This is a genomic window from Streptomonospora wellingtoniae (assembly GCF_031845375.1).
GTDB classification, from domain to species: domain Bacteria; phylum Actinomycetota; class Actinomycetes; order Streptosporangiales; family Streptosporangiaceae; genus Streptomonospora; species Streptomonospora wellingtoniae.
In genome coordinates, this window is the sequence record NZ_JAVREK010000006.1 from 161116 (window position 1) to 180906 (window position 19791).

19 protein-coding genes are annotated in these 19791 nt (G+C 72.3%); 10 read left to right on the forward strand and 9 right to left on the reverse strand.

Features of this window, described 5'->3' with window-relative positions:
- Positions 1–31 precede the first annotated feature (31 nt).
- From RM446_RS08465 to RM446_RS08485, 5 genes are all read left to right on the forward strand, one after another.
- Positions 32–1498 carry an FAD-linked oxidase C-terminal domain-containing protein gene (locus RM446_RS08465; protein WP_311544623.1) on the forward strand — a complete coding sequence of 489 codons (1467 nt, stop codon included), beginning with the start codon at positions 32–34 and terminating at the stop codon, positions 1496–1498.
- Between the two features lie 58 nt (positions 1499–1556).
- A complete protein-coding gene (locus RM446_RS08470; RefSeq protein WP_311544625.1) occupies positions 1557–2807 on the forward strand; it encodes an FAD-binding oxidoreductase in 1251 nt (416 codons plus the stop codon).
- Positions 2808–2868: 61 nt separating this feature from the next.
- Positions 2869–4197: a (Fe-S)-binding protein gene (locus tag RM446_RS08475; protein WP_311544626.1), complete on the forward strand. Its 1329-nt coding sequence runs from the start codon at positions 2869–2871 to the stop codon at positions 4195–4197.
- A gap of 275 nt (positions 4198–4472) precedes the next feature.
- A complete protein-coding gene (locus RM446_RS08480) occupies positions 4473–5333 on the forward strand; it encodes a hypothetical protein (RefSeq protein WP_311544627.1) in 861 nt (286 codons plus the stop codon).
- A 37-nt stretch (positions 5334–5370) separates the two neighbouring features.
- Positions 5371–5634: a hypothetical protein gene (locus tag RM446_RS08485; RefSeq protein WP_311544629.1), complete on the forward strand. Its 264-nt coding sequence runs from the start codon at positions 5371–5373 to the stop codon at positions 5632–5634.
- A 54-nt stretch (positions 5635–5688) separates the two neighbouring features.
- Here RM446_RS08485 and dapF read toward each other — a convergent pair whose 3' ends face one another.
- Positions 5689–6516 (reverse strand): diaminopimelate epimerase, encoded by an 828-nt coding sequence (gene dapF / locus RM446_RS08490; protein ID WP_311544630.1) that lies wholly within the window; start codon positions 6514–6516, stop codon positions 5689–5691.
- A gap of 198 nt (positions 6517–6714) precedes the next feature.
- On the opposite strand from dapF, the gene miaA reads away from it, so the two are divergent.
- Both miaA and RM446_RS08500 read left to right on the forward strand, forming a co-directional pair.
- Complete coding sequence (miaA, locus tag RM446_RS08495; RefSeq protein WP_311544631.1) at positions 6715–7653, forward strand: tRNA (adenosine(37)-N6)-dimethylallyltransferase MiaA; 939 nt, start codon at positions 6715–6717, stop codon at positions 7651–7653.
- 63 nt (positions 7654–7716) lie between these two features.
- The gene (locus RM446_RS08500) at positions 7717–8475 is read left to right on the forward strand and encodes a VOC family protein (RefSeq protein WP_311544632.1); all 759 of its coding nucleotides are present in this window, start codon (positions 7717–7719) and stop codon (positions 8473–8475) included.
- A 285-nt stretch (positions 8476–8760) separates the two neighbouring features.
- On the opposite strand, the gene RM446_RS08505 is transcribed toward RM446_RS08500, so the two are convergent.
- Positions 8761–9441 carry a class III extradiol ring-cleavage dioxygenase family protein gene (locus RM446_RS08505; RefSeq protein ID WP_311544633.1) on the reverse strand — a complete coding sequence of 227 codons (681 nt, stop codon included), beginning with the start codon at positions 9439–9441 and terminating at the stop codon, positions 8761–8763.
- Positions 9442–9612: 171 nt separating this feature from the next.
- Between RM446_RS08505 and RM446_RS08510 the strand changes: the two genes are divergently transcribed.
- The gene (locus RM446_RS08510; RefSeq protein ID WP_311544634.1) at positions 9613–10365 is read left to right on the forward strand and encodes a TetR/AcrR family transcriptional regulator; all 753 of its coding nucleotides are present in this window, start codon (positions 9613–9615) and stop codon (positions 10363–10365) included.
- Positions 10366–10387: 22 nt separating this feature from the next.
- A complete protein-coding gene (locus tag RM446_RS08515; RefSeq protein WP_311544635.1) occupies positions 10388–11674 on the forward strand; it encodes a cytochrome P450 family protein in 1287 nt (428 codons plus the stop codon).
- 79 nt (positions 11675–11753) lie between these two features.
- On the opposite strand, the gene miaB is transcribed toward RM446_RS08515, so the two are convergent.
- The 4 genes from miaB to RM446_RS08535 form a co-directional block, all read right to left on the reverse strand.
- Positions 11754–13220: a tRNA (N6-isopentenyl adenosine(37)-C2)-methylthiotransferase MiaB gene (gene miaB, locus RM446_RS08520; protein WP_311544672.1), complete on the reverse strand. Its 1467-nt coding sequence runs from the start codon at positions 13218–13220 to the stop codon at positions 11754–11756.
- Positions 13221–13350: 130 nt separating this feature from the next.
- Positions 13351–13755, reverse strand: a complete 405-nt coding sequence (locus tag RM446_RS08525) for a hypothetical protein (protein WP_311544637.1) — start codon at positions 13753–13755, stop codon at positions 13351–13353.
- Positions 13756–13848: 93 nt separating this feature from the next.
- Positions 13849–14043 carry a DUF397 domain-containing protein gene (locus RM446_RS08530; protein WP_311544638.1) on the reverse strand — a complete coding sequence of 65 codons (195 nt, stop codon included), beginning with the start codon at positions 14041–14043 and terminating at the stop codon, positions 13849–13851.
- Positions 14040–14987, reverse strand: a complete 948-nt coding sequence (locus RM446_RS08535; RefSeq protein WP_311544639.1) for a helix-turn-helix domain-containing protein — start codon at positions 14985–14987, stop codon at positions 14040–14042. The genes RM446_RS08530 and RM446_RS08535 overlap by 4 nt, the downstream gene beginning before the upstream one ends.
- A 428-nt stretch (positions 14988–15415) precedes the next feature.
- Between RM446_RS08535 and RM446_RS08540 the strand changes: the two genes are divergently transcribed.
- Positions 15416–15598: a hypothetical protein gene (locus RM446_RS08540; RefSeq protein ID WP_311544640.1), complete on the forward strand. Its 183-nt coding sequence runs from the start codon at positions 15416–15418 to the stop codon at positions 15596–15598.
- A gap of 66 nt (positions 15599–15664) precedes the next feature.
- Here RM446_RS08540 and RM446_RS08545 read toward each other — a convergent pair whose 3' ends face one another.
- The 3 genes from RM446_RS08545 to RM446_RS08555 form a co-directional block, all read right to left on the reverse strand.
- A complete protein-coding gene (locus tag RM446_RS08545) occupies positions 15665–17947 on the reverse strand; it encodes a TRAP transporter permease (protein WP_311544641.1) in 2283 nt (760 codons plus the stop codon).
- Positions 17948–18015: 68 nt separating this feature from the next.
- Complete coding sequence (locus RM446_RS08550; RefSeq protein ID WP_311544642.1) at positions 18016–18570, reverse strand: DUF1850 domain-containing protein; 555 nt, start codon at positions 18568–18570, stop codon at positions 18016–18018.
- A gap of 19 nt (positions 18571–18589) precedes the next feature.
- The gene (locus RM446_RS08555) at positions 18590–19579 is read right to left on the reverse strand and encodes a TAXI family TRAP transporter solute-binding subunit (RefSeq protein WP_311544643.1); all 990 of its coding nucleotides are present in this window, start codon (positions 19577–19579) and stop codon (positions 18590–18592) included.
- Positions 19580–19791: the final 212 nt, after the last annotated feature.

A 19791-nucleotide genomic window follows, 5' to 3' on the forward strand; every position in this document is an offset into this window, starting at 1 on the left:
CGGTGCCGAGGACGGGGAGGGCGAGCCCCACATGGCCCAACCGCTCAGCGCGCTGATCCCGCGGCTGCGCGAGATCTGCGGCGACGACGGTGTCATAACCGACCAGCACCGCCGCCGCACCTACGAGAGCGACGGCCTCACCTACCACGCGAGCACACCCGGCGTGGTGGTGCTGCCGACCAGTACCGAGCAGGTCGCCGCGGTGGTGCGGCTGTGCGCGGAGACCGGGGTGCCCTACGTGCCGCGCGGCGCCGGCACCGGGCTGTCGGCGGGGGCGCTGCCCCACAGCGAGGGCGTGCTCGTCGTGACCTCCCGGATGCGGCGCATCGTCGAGATCGACGTAGCCAACGAGCGCGCCGTCGTCCAGCCCGGCGTGGCCAACCTGGAGGTCACTCGCGCTGCGGCCCCGCACGGCTACTACTACGCCCCCGATCCCTCCAGCCAGCAGGTCTGCTCGGTGGGCGGCAACATCGCCGAGAACTCCGGCGGCGCGCACTGCCTCAAGTACGGCTTCACCGTCAACCACGTGACCGGGCTGGAGATCGTCACGCCGCAGGGCGAGGTGGTGCGGCTGGGCGGCAAGGCCGCCGACGCACCCGGCTACGACCTGCTGGGAGCCTTCGTCGGCTCCGAGGGCACGCTGGGCATCGCGACCGAGATCACCGTGCGGCTGCTGCGCTCGCCGCAGAAGGTCCGCACCCTGCTGGCGGCCTTCGAGACCATGGACGCCGGGGGCTCGGCCGTCTCGGCCATCATCTCCGCCGGCGTCCTTCCGGCGGCCGTGGAGATGATGGACGCGCTGTCCATCGAGGCCGCCGAGGCGGCGGTGGCCTGCGACTACCCGCCCGGCGCGGGGGCCGTGCTGATCGTCGAGCTCGACGGGCCCGCCGCCGACGTCGACGCCCAGTTCGACCGCGCCACGCGGCTGTGCCGCGAAGCCGGGGCGTTCGAGGTCCGCACCGCCGACGACGCCGCCGAGCGTGCCCGTATCTGGAAGGGGCGCAAGTCCGCGTTCGCCGCGGTGGGCCGCATCAGCCCCGCCTACATCGTCCAGGACGGCGTCGTGCCGCGCACCGCACTGCCCGAGGTGCTGCGCCGCATCGCCGAACTGTCGGCCGCCGCCTCCGGCATCCGCGTCGCCAACGTCTTCCACGCCGGAGACGGCAACCTGCACCCCCTCGTGCTGTTCGACGACTCCGAGCCCGGCGCCTCCGAGCGCGCCGCCGAGGTCTCCGGCAAGATCCTGGACCTGTGCATCGAGCACGGCGGATCCATCACGGGCGAGCACGGCGTCGGCGTCGACAAGGCCTGCCAGATGCCGGAGATGTTCTCCCCCGACGACCTGGAGACCATGGACCTCTTCCGCTCGGCCTTCGACCCCGACGGCATCGCCAACCCCGAGAAGCTGCTGCCCACACCGCGGCTGTGCGGGGAGCGGCCCGGTGTACGCAAGGGGGTCCACCCCCTCGTGGCCGAGGGCGCGGCGGAGCAGTTCTGATGCGCGACCGCCCTCGGTGCGGGCACGGTGCGACGGACCACGAAGCGGGAGCACGGCAGTGACACAGGACGAGACGACCACGACGCCCCTGGCCGAGGCGCTCGGCGAAGGCGGCGCGGTGGTGCGCGAGGGCACTCCGGCCGACGCCGTCTGCGGGCGCGTCCCCCGCTTCGTCGCCCGGCCGCCCGACACCGCCGCGGCACAGGCTCTGCTGGCGGCCGCCGACCGCCTCGACCTGGCCACCGTCGTGCGAGGCAACGGCACGGCCTCGGACTGGGGAGCCCCGCCGCGGCGATGTGACCTGCTGCTGGAGACCACGGCGCTGTCCGGTGTGGAGCACGCCGCCGGCGACCTCGTCGTCCAGGCCGGCGCGGGCACCCCGCTGGCCGACCTGCAGGCCGATCTGGCTGCCGCCGGGCAGCGGCTGACCCTCGACCCCCTCGTCGCCGGCGGGACGGTCGGCGGCGCCGTCGCCACCGGACTGTCGGGGCCGCGCCGCCTCCTGCACGGGCCGCTGCGCGACCTGATCATCGGCATGACCGCCGTGCGCGCCGACGGGGTCGCCGCCTCCTCCGGCGGCCGCGTCGTCAAGAACGTCGCGGGCTACGACCTCGGCAAGCTGCACACCGGTGCCCTTGGCACCCTGGGGCTGATCACGTCGGCGACGTTCCGGCTGCACCCTCTGCCCGAAGCGCTGCGCACTATTGGCGCGACCGCCGCCGACCCCGAGACGGCCCAGCGGTGGACGCACGCCGTCCTCGGGTCGGGCGCCGTTCCCGCCGCGGTCGAGCTCGACTGGCCCGCGGACGGCCCGCTGTCGGTGCGCGTGCTGCTCGAGGGCGCTGAAGGCGGCATCGACGCCCGCGCCCGCACCGTGGCCGACGTGATGGACGGCGCCGACGTCGCCGCAGGTCCGCCCACGGGGTGGGGCGTCCTGCCCGGCGGAGCCGACGACACCCTGCTCAAGATCGCTGTGCCCATCGGACACGTCGCCGCTGCCGCCCGGCTGGTGCGCGAGGCCGCCCGCCGGCAGGGCGTTGACGCCGCCGTCGGCGGGTCGGCCGGCGCGGGCGTCCTCTTCGCCGCCCTGCCCGCCTCGGCCGACGCGGAGCCGGTCGGCGCCGTGGCCGCCGCGGTGCGCTCGGCCGTCGAGGGCGCCGTGACCGTGGCCCGCACGTCCCCCGCCCTCGCCGGGGCCGACCTGGACCGGTGGGGAGCGGTGCCCGGGCTGGAGCTGATGCGCGCCGTCAAGGTGCGGTTCGACCCACGCGGCCTGCTGGCGCCCGGCCGTTTCGCCGGCGGGATCTGAGGCGCCGACCGGCGGATACGGGCCACGTTCCAGGCGACACCGTGCGGAAAGGGAGGACGCCGTGACCGACAGCGAGACCGCCCCCGGGGCCCGTGAGGGGGCCCGCTCCTTCGACGACCTTCTCGGCGACTGCGTGCACTGCGGGTTCTGCCTGCCCACCTGTCCCACCTACGTGCTGTGGGGCGAGGAGATGGACTCCCCGCGGGGGCGCATCCACCTGATGGGCCAGATGCGCGAGGACGACGTGCTCAGCGAGGCCGCCACGGGCCACTTCGACAACTGCTTGGGGTGTCTGGCGTGTGTCAGCTCCTGTCCCTCGGGGGTGGCCTACGACGCGCTGATCGAGTCGACCCGCGTGACGGTGGAGCGCGAGCACCGCCGCTCGCCCGGCGAGAGGCTGCTGCGGACGGCGGTCTTCGCGCTGTTCCCGCACCGCCGGCGGCTCGAACTGCTGCGGGCGCCGCTGAAGGCCTATCAGGCCAGCGGGCTGGACCGGCTGGTGCGCCGATCGGGGGTGCTGGAGCGGATCTCCCCCGCGCTGGCCACGATGGAGCGCATCGCGCCACCGCTGACCGGGGCCGTGCCGCGCCTGCCCGAGGTCGTCCCGGCACGCGGTCGGCGGCGCGCCGTGGTGGGCATGCTCACGGGGTGCGTGCAGGGAGCGTTCTTCCCGCAGGTCAACACAGCCACGGCGCGGGTGCTGGCCAGCGAGGGCTGCGACGTCGTCGTCCCCGGAGACCAGGGCTGCTGCGGCGCCCTGTCCGCCCACACCGGGCGCGCCGAGGAGGCCGCCGACTTTGCGCGCGCCACCGTCGCCGCCTTCTCGAAGGCCGGTGTGGACGCCGTCGTCGTCAACTCCGCCGGATGCGGCGCGTCCATGAAGCACTACGGCCGACTGATGCAGGAGGCCGGTGCGAGCCCCGAGGAGACGCGCCGCGCCGAGGAGCTCTCGGCGAAGGTGGTGGACCTGTCGGAGTACCTGGTTCGGCTCGGCCCGCGGGCGCCCCGCCGCCCGCTGCCGGTGCGCGCCGCCTACCACGACGCCTGCCACCTGTCGCACGGCCAGGGCGTCGCCGCCCAGCCGCGCGAGCTGCTGCGCGCGATCCCCGACCTGGAGGTCGCCGACCTGCCCAACCCGGAGGTCTGCTGCGGCTCTGCGGGCGTCTACAATCTGCTGCGCCCGCAAGCCGCAGGCGACTTGGGCGTGCGCAAGAGCGATGACGTGCGGTCGACGGGAGCCGAACTCCTTGTGGCGGGCAACCCCGGCTGCTCGCTGCAGATCGCCTCCGCCATGGAACGCGCGGGCACGCCGATCTCGGTGGCCCACACCGCCCAGGTCCTCGACGCCTCAATCCGCGGCCTCGACCCTGCGGCGCTGCTCTCCCGCTGAGCCCTGGACTTCCAGCTCCGCCCGCGGTTCCGGTCCGTACCGGGACCGCCGGCGGAGCCGCCCCGCCGAGCGAGCGCATGCGATCTTCCTGATCCTGCCGGAACCGGTCCGCGCAGGTCGGGAGGGTGCATGGCGGCACGATGCTCCCGCGCGGACGCTCCACGCTGCGCGTCGAACGAATTCCGGACACGCTGGGTGAACGAAACCACGGGGGAAACACCGGGATTTCCCGGGAAACCGCCCCTGACCCTGCCGGACGCCGGTAACTTTCCGCTATGCCCAGCGCCGAACACGAGATGCCGATCGAGTTCCTGCACAACCGCCCGGAGCTGGCGGCACGACTGCTCGAACAGTTCGGCATCGACGTCCCCGAGCACGACCAGGCCCTGCTGGCGGCGGGGGACTGCACCGACATCCAGCCCTTCGACTACCGTGCCGACGCGGTCGTCACCTTCAGCAGAGGCGGAACCGTGCACATGGCGGTGATCGTCGAGGTCCAACGCAGCAAGCCCGAGCGCAAGTGGTACGCCTGGCCCCTGTACGTCGCCACGGTGCGGGCTCGTCTGAAATGCCCAGTCCTGCTCCTCGTCATCTGCGAGGACGACGCCACAGCGGTCAAGGCCGCCAAGCCCATTCCGCTGGGCAATCCCGGTTTCCGCCTGGTTCCGCTGGTGGTCGGCCCGTCCCGGGTGCCCGTGGTCACCTCTCCGCAGGAGGCGCGGGCGATGCCCGAGATCGCCGTACTCTCGGCGCTGGCGCACGGCGGAGAGAACGAGAAGACCCTGCTGGCCTGCATTGAGGCGCTGGATGCCCTGCCGGACGACACGTTCAGGCTCTATTATGACTTCGTACTCACCGCGCTGTCGGGAGCGGCCCTACGCAACTGGGAGGAACTGATGGCGTCCACCGCCGACAAGTACCGCAGCGAGTTCGCCCGCAGGTACGTCAGCGAAGGCGAAGCACGCGGAGAAGCGCGGGGAGAAGCGCGGGCGGTCCTCGAGATACTCGACGCCCGCGGCATCGACGTCACCGACGCCGCCCGCGCCCGCATCACCGCCTGCACCTGCACCAGCACACTCACCACCTGGATCCGCCGCGCCGCCACCGCCGACTCCGCCCACGAACTCTTCGCCTGAGGCTCCGGACGCACCCGTGCCCGAAGAGAAGGAACTGATGGCGTCCACCGCCGACAAGTACCGCAGCGAGTTCGCCCGAAGGTACGTCAGCGAAGGCGAAGCGCGCGGAGAAGCGCGCGGAGAAGCACGCGGAGAAGCACGGGGAGAAGCGCGGGCGGTCCTCGAGATACTCGACGCCCGCGGCATCGACGTCACCGACGCCGCCCGCGCCCGCATCACCGCCTGCACCTGCACCAGCACACTCACCACCTGGATCCGTCGCGCCGCCACCGCCGACTCCGCCCACGAACTCTTCGCCTGAGGGCTCTTTCGGGTCCCCCCGTAGGCGCCCGGCTGCGGCCGTTCGGCGGCTAGACTAGGGGGTGTCCAGGTCCGCCAGGATCTCGCCCTCGGCCACGAGGACCGCCGGGCCGCGCAGGCGGGCGCCCTCGGCGTCGAGGAGGACGACACACTCGCCGCCGGGGACGCGCACCCGCCAGGCGGCCTCCTCGCCGGGAGGGGTCGCCGCGACCGCGACGGCGACGATTCCGGTTCCGCAAGAGCGGGTCTCGCCGGACCCGCGCTCATTGACACGCATCTCCAATATCCCCGGCGCCACCTGGGCGAACACCTCGACGTTGGCGCCCTCGGGGAACTGCGCCGGGTCGAGCTGCGGCCGCCCGCTCAAGTCCACCCCTGCCGGGCCGCCCGCCACCCGGCAGGCCAGGTGCGGGTTGCCGACATCCACGCGCACTCCCTGCACCGGGCCGCCGGCCAACACCACCTCGGCCTCGCCGAGCACCTCGGGGCGGCCCATGTCCACGGTGGCGTCGCCGTCGTCCTCCAGCACCACGCGGCGCGCCCCGGCACGAGTGCCCACCGCCAGCTCGCCGCCCGAGACCAGGCCGCGGTCGGCAAGGTAGCGGGCGAACACGCGCACGCCGTTGCCGCACATCTCGGCGACGCTTCCGTCGGCGTTTCGGTAGTCCATGAACCACTCACACTCGGCAGCTGAGGCCGCCGGGCCGGTCAGCGCTTCGCCCAGGGCGGCGGTGCGCACGACACGCAGCACCCCGTCGGCACCGATCCCGGCGCGGCGGTCGCACAAGCGGGCGACCGCGGCCGGGCGCAGGTCCAGCGCACCGTCGGGGTCGGGAAGGATCACGAAGTCGTTCTCGGTGCCGTGCCCTTTGGCGAATCGCATGGGCTCAATCCTAAGCGCGCCCGAGGCCGCCGCCGCGCCGGTGAACAGGGGCGGCGGCGCGGGCCGGCGGTGCTGCCGACGGCTCCGGCGCTCGCGCCGAGGCCCGTCCGGGGCGCCGCCGCTGCCACACTGGAACCCGGGGCGCCGGCGGTCCGGCCCCCCGCGCGCTACAGCCGGAGCATGAGGAGGCGGGACCGAGTGGACGGGCACCGGGACGGTACCGCAGACCCGGTGGTCGCGGTGGTGGGAGCCACCGCCGCGGGCAAGTCGGACCTCGCTGTGGACCTGGCCCTGCGCATGGGCGCGGCCTCCGGCGGCGCCGAGATCGTCAACGCCGACTCGATGCAGCTGTACCGCGGGATGGACATCGGCACCGCCAAGCTCGCCCCGGAGGAGCGCCGAGGAGTGCCCCACCACCTGCTCGACATCTGGGACGTCACACGCACCGCCAACGTCGCCGAGTACCAGGGGCTGGCCCGCGGCCGCATCGACGGGCTGCGCCGGCGGGGCACCGTACCGGTCCTGGTGGGGGGCTCGGGCCTGTACGTGCGCGCCGCGCTGGACGAGCTCGACTTCCCCGGCACCGACCCCGGCGTCCGCGCCCGGCTGGAGGCCGAGCTGGAGGAGCGCGGACCGGCGCCGCTGTACGCACGCCTGGCCGAGAGCGACCCGCCTGCGGCCGAGGCGATCCTGCCCGGCAACGGCCGGAGGATCGTGCGGGCGCTGGAGGTCATCGAGCTGACCGGGCGGCCATTCACGGCGACGCTGCCCGAGCACACCTCGCGCTACCCGTGCGTCCAGATCGGCGTGCGGGTGCCGCGACCGGAGCTCGACGCCCGGATCGCGGACCGCGTGGACCGGATGTGGAGCGCCGGTCTGGTCGAGGAGGTGCGCGCGCTGGGCGAGCGCGGCCTCGCCGAGGGCCGCACCGCCTCGCGGGCGCTGGGCTACGCCCAGGTGCTGCACTACCTTGCGGGCGACTGCGACGAGGACGAGGCGCGGTCGGAGACCGTGCGCGCCACCCGCCGCTTCGCCCGGCGCCAGGAGTCCTGGTTCCGCCGCGACCCCCGCGTACACTGGCTCGACCACGACGACCCCGGCCTCGTCGATCGCGCTCTGGAGCTGGTGCACACCTGAGAGCACCCCGTTTCGCCGGGAACCGCCCGAATGCGCGATTGCGAACACGGGTACGACCCGCCCATGACAACTGCGGTGGAGTACCCGGCGGGGGCGCCGTGCTGGTTCGAGCTCTCGGTGCCCGACCTGGGCCGCGCGAAGGAGTTCTACGCCGGGCTGTTCGGGTGGGAGTTCGACGACCTGCCCTACACCCAGGCCCGCCTTCGCGGGCGGCGGGTCGCCGGGATCAGCCAGCGCTGGGGCAGCGACACGGGCCCAGCCGAGCCCGCCGCGTGGACGGTCCTGCTGGCCACCCGCGACCTCGACACGGCGCTGCGCGCCGTCGCCGAGACCGGAGGCCACCTGTCGTCGCCGCGCCAGGACATCGGCGACCTGGGCGCCGTGGCGCTCGCCCGCGATCCGGCCGGCACCGAGTTCGGCCTGTGGCAGCCGGGCACCCTGCGCGGCTGCGAGGCCACCGGACCGGGCAGCCCGGTGTGGAGCGAAGTCGCCAGCGACGACATCCAGCGGACCGCGTCCTTCCTGGTCCGTGTCCTGGGCTGCGAACCCGAGCGGGTGGAGGGGTTCGAGTTCGTCACCCTCTACAGCGGCGGCTGGCCCGTGCTCGGGGTCTACGGCGGCGACGGACGCCCCCGCAGCGGCCACGCCGCCTGGCTCACCTACTTCGCAGTGCGCAGCGCGGACGCGGCGGCCGACTACACTCGCGGCGCGGGCGGCGGTGTCGTGCGCGCGCCCGCCGACTCCCCCTACGGCCGCTGGTGCCTGTTGGCCGACCCCTTCGGCGCGCGCCTGGCCGCGGTCGAGCCCACCGAGGCCGCGTGAGCCGACGCTCGCGGTCCGAATACCGTTGATCTATTCCCAAAACAGCGGAGCTAGCACCTCTGAGCTGGGCAAACGCACTCCATCGCGAGGCGCCCACGAAATCCCGTTATCGTTCCGTGACATTCCCTGAAGTGGGTCTGGAGCGGGCCGGTTCACCCTCGTTTTGTTCCTCCGGTACGGCCGACCAGAGGGAGGCCCCACACAGCTTGTAGCTATCGTCACTGGAAATCGTTTTACTTCACGATAGCTACAAGATCGCCGGGGTTTGGGCCCGCCCAACAGTCTTCAGAGCCACAGCGCCGCGAAGTAGCCCACGCCGTAGGGGGCCTCGTGGTAGAGCAGCCCGCCGCCCAGCCCCGCCCCCGCGGCCGCGCCGGCGAGCACCTGCCAGGGCGCGCGGCCGCCGGACATCAGCTCCGCCGCCAGCACAGGGTCGATCCCCGCCAGCGCCGCGGTGTCGGCGGCGTCCAGCGCCTCGGCCACCGCGGCGTCGAACCCGGCGGCGCGCCGGTCGGCCGTGCCGGGTGCGCGCTCGCCGCGGCGGGCGCTGCCGTCCCCCATCACCAGCAGGGCGACCCGGTCGCCGGCGGCCGCCAGCGCGGCGCCACGCTCGGTGCACGCCCGCGGCGGCGACGTCGGCAGGACCTCGACGTAGCGGTCCGGCCGCAGCCCCGAGCGCTCGCACAGCCAGCGGCCCACCGTCAGAGCCAGCCCAAGCTCCGCAGGGCCCTCCCCCGCCCTCACCGGGACCCCGTAGGCGTCCAAGCTGCCGGAGGCGTCGGAGGCGTGCACCCGGTCGGCGCCCCCGCATCCCACCACCGCCACCGTGTCCGGGCCGGAAGCGGCCAGGCCCGCCACGGCCCGGCCGCAGGCCGCCCGCAGCCCGTCGAGCTCGCCGGAGGCGCCCTGTGCGACCTGGGGCAGGAGCAGTGGCGGATGAGGGCACACGGCCGCGGCGATCAGCACACGCGCGAGGCTATCGCGCCGGCGGCCGCGCCTTGGCGGAATCCTTGCGCACGACCTCCTTGCGCCCGGCGCGCCCGGTGCTAGCGTCGGATATGACCGCGTGACCGGATGAGGAATCTGGTCACACAGTCACTGGACGCATGCCCCGCCGACGCGAGCGAGAGGACAGCCGTGCCCGAGCCCGACCGGACCGCATCAGCCCTCCAGCCCGCCGACGCCGACCACGACGCCCGCGCCGAGCGCATCCTCGACTCCGCGGCCGAACTGCTCGTGGCCTGGGGGTACCGCCGCATCACCATCGAGGACGTCGCCAAGCGGGCGGGCGTGGGCAAGGGCACCGTCTACCTGCACTTCCACACCAAGGAACTGCTGTTCTTGACGGTCCTGCTGCGGGTGCAGGCGACGCTGATGGACGGGCTGATCGCGTCCTTCCGGCGCGACCCGCAACTGATACGGCCCAGCGCGTTGGCGCGCGCCAACTACACCGCGGCCACCGAGAGCCCCATCCTGCGCGCGACCCTCACCCGCGACAACGAGACCCTCGGCTCGCTGGTCAGCAGCGGCCTCCGCGAGCTCGGCGACTACACGCAGGTGCGCGTCGCCGTCGTCACCGAGTACTTCGCCGCACTGCGCGAGCACGGTGTGCTGCGCACCGACGCGCCGCTGGAGCTCCAGCTGCACGCCTTCGTCCGCATCTTCTACGGCTACATGGTCACCGAACGCGCGGCCGAGTTCATGCGGGCCGACGCCGGAGACCACACCGACGCCGACGCCCGGATGCTCGCCCACGTCGTCGCCGCCTCACTGGAGGTCCCCGGCGACGACCCCGCCCCCGCGCGCGCCGCCGCACCCCGCGTCATCCCGCTGTTCGAGCGGCTGCTCGCACGCGTACGCGAAGAGATCGCCAACCAGAAGCGGACGTGACGCCCTGAAGGAGGGCCCAGCCATGAGCACACCCACCGGCCACGACTCCCCCGCCGACGACTTCGGGGCCGTCGCCCTGACCGACCCCGCACTGCTCGCCGACCCCTACGCAGGCTACGGCCGCCTCCGCGAGACCGAGCCCGTCGCGCCCGCCCGCAACATGGACGGATCCCACCTGTGGATCGTCACCCGCCACGACGACGTGCGCACCGTTCTCGACGACCCGCGCTTCGCCAACGACCCGCTCTCCGTTCCGGGCATCGAGACCGACAAACGCGCCGACCTGCTCATCGCGATGGGCCTGCCCGCGGAGTACGTGCCCTACATCGCCGACACCGTGCTCGACACCGACCCGCCCGACCACACCCGGCTGCGCAAGCTGGTCTCCCGGGCCTTCACCGTGCGGCGCGTCGGCGAACTGCGGCCCCGCGTCGAGCAGATCACCGACGACCTGCTCGACGCGCTGCCCGCTCACGCCGAGGCGGACGGCACCGTGGACCTTGTCGAGCACTTCGCCTATCCGCTGCCCATCACCGTCATCTGCGAGATGGTCGGCGTCCCCGAGGCCGACCGCCCCCTGTGGCGCCGGTGGGGAGCCGACCTGGTGCAGTCGCAGTCGCCGGAGCGGATGGGCACCGCGCTCGTGGAGATGGTCGACCACATCGGGGCGATGGTCGAGCAGCGGCGGGCCGAGCCCGGCGACGACCTGCTCGACGCCCTCATCTCGGTGGGCGACGAGGACGGCGACCGGCTCACCGGGAAGGAGCTCATCACCCTGGTGCTCACGCTGGTGATCGCCGGCCACGAGACCACGGCCAACCTCATCGGCAACGGCACGCTCGCCCTGCTCTCCCATCCCGACCAGCTCGCGCTGCTCCGCCGGGACGCCGGGACCGCGCCGCGCGCCGTGCACGAGCTGATGCGCTGGTGCGGCCCGATCCTCGGCACCCGTCCCCGATGGGCCACCGAAGACGTCACCCTCGGCGGGAAGCTCATCCGCCGGGGGGAGCCGGTCATGGCGATGATCGTCGGCGCCAACCGCGACCCGCGCCGCTTCGAGGACCCCGACCGCCTCGACATCGCCCGCGCCTACGAGACCCGCGGCGAGCAGCACACCGGGTTCGGCCACGGCATGCACTACTGCCTGGGCGCGGCACTGGCCCGCCAGGAGGGAGAGGTGGCCTTCACCCGCCTCTTCGAGCGCTACCCGGAGCTGTCCCTCGCCGTTGCCGAGCACGAGCTGGAGTGGCTTCCGCGACCGGGCCTGCGCCGCCTGATCCGGCTGCCCGTGCACCTGGGCCGCGGCTGAACCGGGCCGGGGCCGTCGGCGGATGCGAGCGTCGCGGCGGCCCCGCGGCACCCGCCCCGGTGACGCGGCGCGGGCCGGGTCAGCCGATCCCGCAGCCCTCGGACGCGGCGGGCGCGGGCTCCGGCGCACCGACGGCGGGCATGCCCAGCAGCACCCCCGACGAGGCCGCCTGGCGGCCGTTGCGCACCGCCCAGGCGTCGCCCGCCCGGGTGCGCCGCACCCGGCGCACTCCGGAGTCGGCCACCAAGTGGTGCGGCGCGGCATAGGTGACCTCGACCGACGCGAAGTCCCCCGGGCGCAGCGCCGCCGCGGTCTCGTCGTCGACCGCGAAGTGCACGAGCCGGTTGTCGGGCGCGCGGCCCGACAGCCGGCGCCGCTCGCCGTCCTTGCGGCCCTCGCCCTCGGCCACCAGCAGCTCGACCTCGCGGCCCACCAGCGTGCGGTTCTCCTCCGCCGAGATCCTCTCCTGCAAGGCCACCAGGCGCTCGTAGCGCTCCTGGACGACTTCCTTGGGCAGCTGGCCCTCCATCTCCGCGGCCGGGGTGCCCGGCCGCTTGGAGTACTGGAAGGTGAACGCGGCGGCGAAGCGGGCCTCGCGCACCACGTGCAGGGTCTCCTCGAAGTCCTCCTCGGTCTCGCCGGGGAAGCCCACGATGATGTCGGTGGTGATGGCGGCGTGGGGCATGGCCTCGCGGACCCGCCGGACGATGCCCAGGTAGCGCTCCTGGCGGTAGGACCGCCGCATCGCCTTGAGCACCCGGTTGGAGCCCGACTGCAGCGGCATGTGCAGCTGCGGCATGACGTTGGGGGTTTCAGCCATGGCCTCGACGACGTCGTCGGTGAAGTCGCGCGGGTGCGGCGAGGTGAACCGCACGCGCTCCAGGCCCTCGATCTCGCCGCAGGCCCGCAGCAGCTTGGAGAACGCCTGGCGGTCGCCGAACTCGCTGCCGTAGGCGTTGACGTTCTGGCCCAGCAGCGTGACCTCGGCGACACCCTCGCCGACGAGGGCGCGCACCTCGGCCAGGATGTCGCCGGGCCGGCGGTCCTTCTCCTTACCGCGCAGGGCGGGCACGATGCAGAACGTGCAGGTGTTGTTGCAGCCCACCGAGACCGACACCCAGGCGGCGTAGGCGGACTCGCGGCGGCTGGGCAGCGTGGAGGGGAAGGTCTCCAGCGACTCCTCGATCTCGACCTGGGCCTCGCGCTGCACCCGGGCGCGCTCCAGCAGCACCGGGAGCGAGCCGATGTTGTGGGTTCCGAAGACCACGTCCACCCACGGGGCTCGGCGCACGATCTCGCCGCGGTCCTTCTGCGCCAGGCACCCGCCCACGGCGATCTGCATGCCGGGGTGGGACTCCTTGGCCGGGCGCAGGTGGCCGAGGTTGCCGTAGAGGCGGTTGTCGGCGTTCTCCCGGACCGCGCAGGTGTTGAACACGACGACGTCGGCGGTGGTGTCCTCGGCTGCGCGCTCGTAGCCCGCGTCCTCCAGCAGACCGGAGAGGCGCTCGGAGTCGTGAACGTTCATCTGGCAGCCGTAGGTCCGCACTTGGTAGGTACGAGTCTGGCTCACGGCTCCCAGGCTAGTGCCTGTGCGGCCCGGCGCCGTCCCGGCCGCCGCCCCCTCGCGTGCGGGGCGGCCTCCCGGTCCCGGCCCCGGCCCGCACTGGGCTCGGCACTCAGCGCGCCGGCGCCGGCGCCGGCCGCGTGAAGCCGGCGACGCGCGGGTGGAACGCCACGGGCACGCCGGCCTCGCTGGAGAAGGAGTCCAGCCCATCGCGCACGGCCGCGTCCGGATCGCCGTAGACGTCCAGCCCCAGCACGGTGCTGTACTCCATCACCTCGCGGATGTGGGGGTCGGAGATCCGCCAGTGCTCGAGCACCGCCGCGGAGTCCGGGTAGAGCTGGAAGCTGTCGGCCCGCGAACCTTCTGCGTCGAGGTAGACCTCCACCATCAGCTGGGGCGCGTGCTGCTCGGTGAAGGCCACCGCCTTCGCGATCGCCTCGCGGAACGCTTCGAACCGCTCGGGGTCGACCCGCATCGTGTTGCGGAACATGATCGGTGCCTGCTGTGTCGATGTCATGACGCGATCCTGATACCTCAAGCGAAGTTGAAGTCAAGGCCGCCACCCCCGCAGCCCACCGGCCGCAGGGGTCGCACACAGGGGGCGCGAGGGCTACAGCTTCGCCGACTTCACCGCTACCAGGAAAGTCGCCCAGGCGTCGGACGGCAGGGCGAGGACGGCCAGGTTCGGGTTCTTGGTATCGCGCACCGCCGCACCATGATCGTCCGTGTTGGCGACCTCGACGCAGTCACCGCCCGTGGAGTTGCTGTAGCTGCTTTTCCGCCAGGTGCCGGGGATGACACTCACTGTAGATCTCCTCGTACCTTTCTGATCATGTCTGCGGACTCCTTGGGAGCCAGAGCCAGGGCCCGCAGGTCCTCGAAGGCCCGCGTGTAATTGTTGACATGGTCGGGGTCATCGTCCACCTCCGCCGATACACGCGACTCCAACGCAAGAAACCTTTCCCCGGTGGGCAACCGGAGGAGGTGGAAGGTCCCGTCCAGCCCCGCATGCGGTCCGGCCGACAGGGGAAGCACCTGCACCGTGATGTGCGCGTACTCGGCGGCCGACAGAAGTTGATCAAGCTGTTGAGCCATGATGCCACGGCCGCCGATCTGACGGCACAGCACACCTTCCTCCAGCACCACGAACAGCAGCGGCGGACTCTCTTTCCAGAGCAGTTTCTGACGGGTGAGCCGTGCCCTCACCCCCTGTTGGACGCCCGACTCCGACAGAGCCGAATCTCCCGCACGGAGCGCCAGTCGCGCATACTTCTCGGTCTGGAGCAATCCGGGAATCCAGCCGAGCTGGAACTGCCGTATCTCCGTCGCCTGGTGCTGTAGGCGCACTACATCCAGGAACCATGCAGGCGTTCCCGGCTCGGCATTGGCCTTCTCAGCGAGGCGCAACACACGCCCGCCTGTCTGTAGCGCCGCGTCCGCCTCCTCTGCGAACTCCGACTTGCACCCGCGGATGCCGCGTTCGATTGAACTCAGCATTGCAGGTGAAAGAGTCATCATCTGCGCTAGTTGATCTTGGGAGAGTCGGGCGGCCTTCCGCAGTCGGCGTATCTCCTGACCGACCCTGAGCCACTCGTCCCTAGGCCTGTCGTTCAAACTCGACACTTCAACACACCAACTCGACACTTGTCCACGCAGGTAGACCGTTTTCACCGGATCGGTGTAAGGACTGGAATCCGATAGGCGCCCCGGGAATCGTAGGCGTCGCCCCGCGACAGCGCGGGGACGCACGAGAACGGCCCTGCTGACGACTCATTCCCGCCGAGCAGGGCCCTGATCCCCGACCTGAAGGAGCCACCTGAGGATCAGTGTCCAGGCCTATCGATCCGCATCGTGCCCTGAGCGCCTTGGACGGGACAACACACCTCCACGACACCCGCAGCACACCCCCAGTCACGCCACAAGATTCCCTGCCCGGGGCACGCCCTTGCCTCACCCGAGTACGGGGCAGCGATGATCACCGCCAGTCCCAGCGACCTGTTGGCCCGAAATCGCCTTGCACCTCTGCCCGCACTGGCACAGAATCCGGCGGGCCGCCCAGACCGCCGAAGGCTGCCCTGGATCGCCCTCCGGGGCAGCCTCCAACGGTGCGCGCCCCCTTGCTTCCACACGACGAGACGCGCTTGCCACCCACAGCAGACCGCCGATGGAGTACCGCCATGCAAGCCTATCCACCCACCGACACCTGCCCCGGAGGCTGCGGCAAGTCCGTCAAGAACTGCGACTGCGGCAAGAGGGGGCCGGACGCGACGGTCCTGGCCGAGTGCCTCCGCGCCGCAGCCCACCTGGGCGGCGCCCCCGGCTTCAACTGGGCCGGCCTCGCCGCCGTCGCTCTTCGATGACCGGTCGACGCCGCCTGCACTCGCGCGTGTTGCCGCGCCGCGCGGCGCGGCAACACGGACCGCCGACTACGGCACCGCGGGCACCCCGGGACGGTCGGAGCCCGCGCCGCGGCCCGCACGGTACTGCCAGCCCAGCACTGCACCGCCGACGACCAGCCCGAACAAGTCGCTTTCCCAGCCCGAGTGCAGCATCGCCAGCCCGGCCGCGACCACCAGCAGGCGCAGTGCCCAGTGCAGCCGGGTGTTGACGAAACCCACGACCGCGACGCCGACCAGCCACACTCCCAGCAGCGACGTCGCGACGGCCCAGGTGCCCGTCAGCCACGTCACGTCCTGTAGCAGCAGCTCCGGGGAGAACACGAACATGTAGGGCACCAGGAACCCCGAGACCGCGATGCGCACGGCGTGCCCGCCGGTGCGCAGCGGATTGCCGCCCGAGATGCCCGCGGCGGCGTAGGCCGCCAGGCACACCGGCGGTGTGATGTCGGCCATCACCCCGAAGTAGTACACGAACATGTGCGCCATCAGCAGCACCGCGACCGTGTTGTCCCCGACCCCCGGCTCCAGGATCGCCATGATCGCCGGAGCCGCCAGGGTGGCGGTGATGACGTAGTTCGCCGTGGTCGGCACGCCGATGCCCAGGATCAGGCAGGCCAGCATCGTCAGCACCAGCGTGCACAGCAGCAGCACCGTCGTGGCGGGGAACACCTCGAAGGTGACGAGCTGCACGCCGGGCGCCAGGACGTTCTCGGCCAACCCCACCAGGCCGTCGCTGAGCTTCTGCCCCAGGCCCGTCAGCGTGATCACTCCGGCGATCATGCCGGCCGCCGCGCAGGCCATGATGATCGGCAGCGCCACACGCGCCGCGTCGACCAGCCCGTCCAGCAGGGTCCACAGCGTCAGCCGGTCCTCCATGCCCCGCCAGCGCCGCAGCGCGAACATCACGATCTGCGTGAGCAGGTTGACCGCCACGGTCAGCCCGATCGCGCCCATCGCCGAGAAGATCGGCGAGTAGCCCATCGACAGCAGCGCGAACAGCCCGATGATCGGGACCAGCAGGTAGCCCCGGGTGGCCATCAGCAGCCGCACGTTCGGCAGCACGGAGCGCGGCATCCCGCGGATGCCCATGCGCTTGGCGTCGTAGTGCACCACGACGAACTGCGCGACGAAGAACAGCACCGCCGGAATGATCGCCGCCTGCAGGATCTGCAGGTAGGGGATGCCCGTGAACTCGATCATGATGAACGCCGCGGCGCCCATGATCGGCGGCGCGATCTGCCCGCCGGTCGAGGACGCCGCCTCCACCGCGCCCGCGTAGTTGGCCGGATACCCCGACCGCTTCATCATCGGGATGGTGAAGGCGCCGTTGCTGACGGTGTTGGCCACCGAGCTTCCGGTGATCGTTCCCGAGAACGCGCTGGTGACGATGCCGACCTTGGCCGTACCGCCCGTCGCGCCGCCGGTCAGCCCCAGCGCCAGGTCGGTGAAGAACCGCTCCATGCCCGTGCGGGTCAGCATCGCCGCGAAGACCAGGAACAGGAAGATGAACGTCGAGGAGATGCCCAGCGGAGTGCCGAACACCCCCTCGGTTCCCACGAACAGCTCGACGACGATCCGGTCGATCGAGTAGCCCGAGTGGTGCAGGAACCCCGGCAGGAACGGGCCGTAGAACGCGTAGGCCACCATCAGCCCCGACAGCACCACCAGCGCCGCGCCCAGCGTCCGCTGCGCCGCAACCAGCACCAGCAGGATGCCCACCGTGCCGACCGCCACCTGGTCCGGCGCGATGATCCCCTGCGTCCGCACGATGTCCTCGTAGAACACGAACAGGTACAGCCCCGAGCCCGTGCCCAGCAGCGCCAGCACCACGTCGGCCGCCGGAACCCCCATCGGGCGCAGCGGCACGTAGCGCGACGCCTGCACGAGGGCCAGCACCGCCGCGGCCGGGGCCAGCACGTACCAGTCGGCGATGCCCTCGACGACGATGTAGACGATGGTCGCGACTCCGCCGGCCGTCAGCGCCCAGCCGTACCACTGCTGCCGCCGGGTCTCCTGCGGCGAGTGCGGGTACAGCAGGAACACCATGCCCAGCCCCAGCGCCAGGTGGAACGAGCGCTGCTGCAGCCCCGGGAACGTACCGAAATAGCCGGTGTAGAGGTGGAACAGGCTCAACGCGAGCCCCGCACCGAAGACGATCCAGCGCCACAGGGGGCGCATGTCGCGCCGGGTGCCCGCCGTCTCGGCTGCGACGTTGTGCTGCTCTAACTCGGCGACCGCCTTCTGCGCCTCGATGTCGCTGAAGTCGGCGCCCTCGCCCGCCGGTGCGGCCGACCGGGAGTCGCTCGTCATCGCCCTATCCCCTTGCATCCACGTCGTCGTCCGTCGGGCGGCCGTCCTGCCGGTCCGCACCGCCGCGATCAGGGCCGGCCCCGCGACCCGCCCTGCACGCCCAGTTCCACCCGTGTGCCGTACTCGGCGACGTCCAGCAGGCGCACCCGCCCGTCGCCGGGGAACAGCAGCACCTGGCCGGAGTGCGTGCTGTTGACCATCAGCTGCACCGTCCCCAGCGGCCGCCCGTGGTGCAGCACCCGGTAGCCGTCGTCCTCGCGCAGGAACGTGGTGGTCGTCGAACCGATGTGCTCGGGCCCCACCGGGAGGTTCGCCCCGAAGGTGTCGAACCGCATCTCCTCCATGAGCAGCCGGCCCCCGGTCCCGACGGAGAACACCTCCTCCACCGGGCGCTTGCTCACCGAATGGGTGTAGCGCAGCGTCACCCGGTCGCCCGCGGCCACCGGCCGGGAGGCGGCCACGCGGCCGCGGTCGACGTCGGTCACCGTGAACCGCAGGCGGCGCCCTGCCGCCGGCTCCGGGGCCGCGAGCCCGCCGAGCAGGCCCGCCGCCAGGACAGCGCCGCCCGCGCGCAGGGCGCGGCGGCGCGCGAGCCCCTGCCCGCGCGCCGCCGCCTGCTGCACGTCGGGCGGCTCGCCGGCGCTAGCCGAGGGCGCCCTCTTCCTCGTAGTAGCGCTTCGCACCCGGGTGGAAGTCGACGGCGCCCTGTCCGTCGACCGCGGTCTCCAGCTTGACCTGGCTGCCGACGTCGTGCCCGATCTCGTCGGCACGCTCGTACATCTCCTTCACCAGGTTGTAGGCCGTCTCCTCGTCCAGGTCGGCCGTGGTGTAGAGCGTCGCCCAGTTGGTGACGGTCTCGGCCGGCTCGTCCTGGCCGCTGTAGGTGCCCCCCTCGATCGTCAGCGGGCTGTAGCTGGGGTTGTCCGAGGTGAGCGTCTCGAGGCCGTCGCCGGTGATGTCGACCAGCTGTACGTCGGTGGAGGTGGCGACCTGCTCGATGCTGCCGGCCGGCAGGGCCAGGATCGCGAACGCCGCGTCGGTCTGGCCGTCGCTGAGCTTGGTCGAGGCCTCCTCGAAAGTGCTGTTGAAGACCTCGATGTCGTCGAGGCTCATCCCGTACGCCTCGAGGATCTGCTCCGCGGCCACCGCCGTCCCGCTGCCGGGCGGGCCGATGTCCACCCGCTTGCCCTTGAGGTCCTCGATCGTCTCGATGCCCGAGTCGGCCGAGGCGACGATCTGCAGCACCTCGGGGTAGACGTTGCCCAGCATGCGCACGTCGCCGGGGTTGGACAGCGGCTCGTCTGCGAAGTCCGCCTCACCGTCGACCGCGTTGGCGGCGACCCCGTTGATCGCCATGACCAGTTCGTTCTCTCCCTGGTCGAGCAGGCGCATGTTCTCCACCGACGCACCGCTGGACTGGGTGCTGACGTTGACGCCCTCGATGTTGTCCGACCAGATCTTGGCCATCTCGGCACCGAGGGGATAGTAGGTCCCGCCCGTGCTGCCGGTGGCCATGGTGAGCTCGCCGCCTGCGCCCGTGTCGCCGACACCGCAGCCCGCGAGCGCGATGACCCCTGCGGCCGCGGCCGCGGTTGCAGCCGCCAGCCGACCGGTCCGAAGTCCCGTCCTCATTGCGCGAGTCCTCCTCGAAGAGTGCGCTGCGGCGGTGCTGTAGCACCGGCGCGCGCCACTGAAGTGCCTAGCGTGGTTACCCGCCTTGAACATTGGCTGGACTATAGACAGCGCGGTGACACGCCGTCGCGCACGGCGGATTACAAGTAGGGAACGAATGGCAACGAATGGCCCGCCCACGCCCCCGACCTCCGCAGTCACCCGCCTCCGCG

Bases quoted from the DNA above. Each gene is read 5' to 3' on its own strand.
- dapF (WP_311544630.1), bottom strand. From the start codon at position 6,516: ATGCGATTCGCCAAAGGGCACGGCACCGAGAACGACTTCGTGATCCTT.
- RM446_RS08545 (WP_311544641.1), bottom strand. From the start codon at position 17,947: ATGACGAGCGACTCCCGGTCGGCCGCACCGGCGGGCGAGGGCGCCGAC.
- RM446_RS08500 (WP_311544632.1), top strand. From the start codon at position 7,717: ATGACAACTGCGGTGGAGTACCCGGCGGGGGCGCCGTGCTGGTTCGAG.
- RM446_RS08555 (WP_311544643.1), bottom strand. From the start codon at position 19,579: ATGAGGACGGGACTTCGGACCGGTCGGCTGGCGGCTGCAACCGCGGCC.
- RM446_RS08515 (WP_311544635.1), top strand. From the start codon at position 10,388: ATGAGCACACCCACCGGCCACGACTCCCCCGCCGACGACTTCGGGGCC.
- RM446_RS08525 (WP_311544637.1), bottom strand. From the start codon at position 13,755: ATGACATCGACACAGCAGGCACCGATCATGTTCCGCAACACGATGCGG.
- RM446_RS08540 (WP_311544640.1), top strand. From the start codon at position 15,416: ATGCAAGCCTATCCACCCACCGACACCTGCCCCGGAGGCTGCGGCAAG.
- RM446_RS08480 (WP_311544627.1), top strand. From the start codon at position 4,473: ATGCCCAGCGCCGAACACGAGATGCCGATCGAGTTCCTGCACAACCGC.
- RM446_RS08465 (WP_311544623.1), top strand. From the start codon at position 32: ATGGCCCAACCGCTCAGCGCGCTGATCCCGCGGCTGCGCGAGATCTGC.
- RM446_RS08485 (WP_311544629.1), top strand. From the start codon at position 5,371: ATGGCGTCCACCGCCGACAAGTACCGCAGCGAGTTCGCCCGAAGGTAC.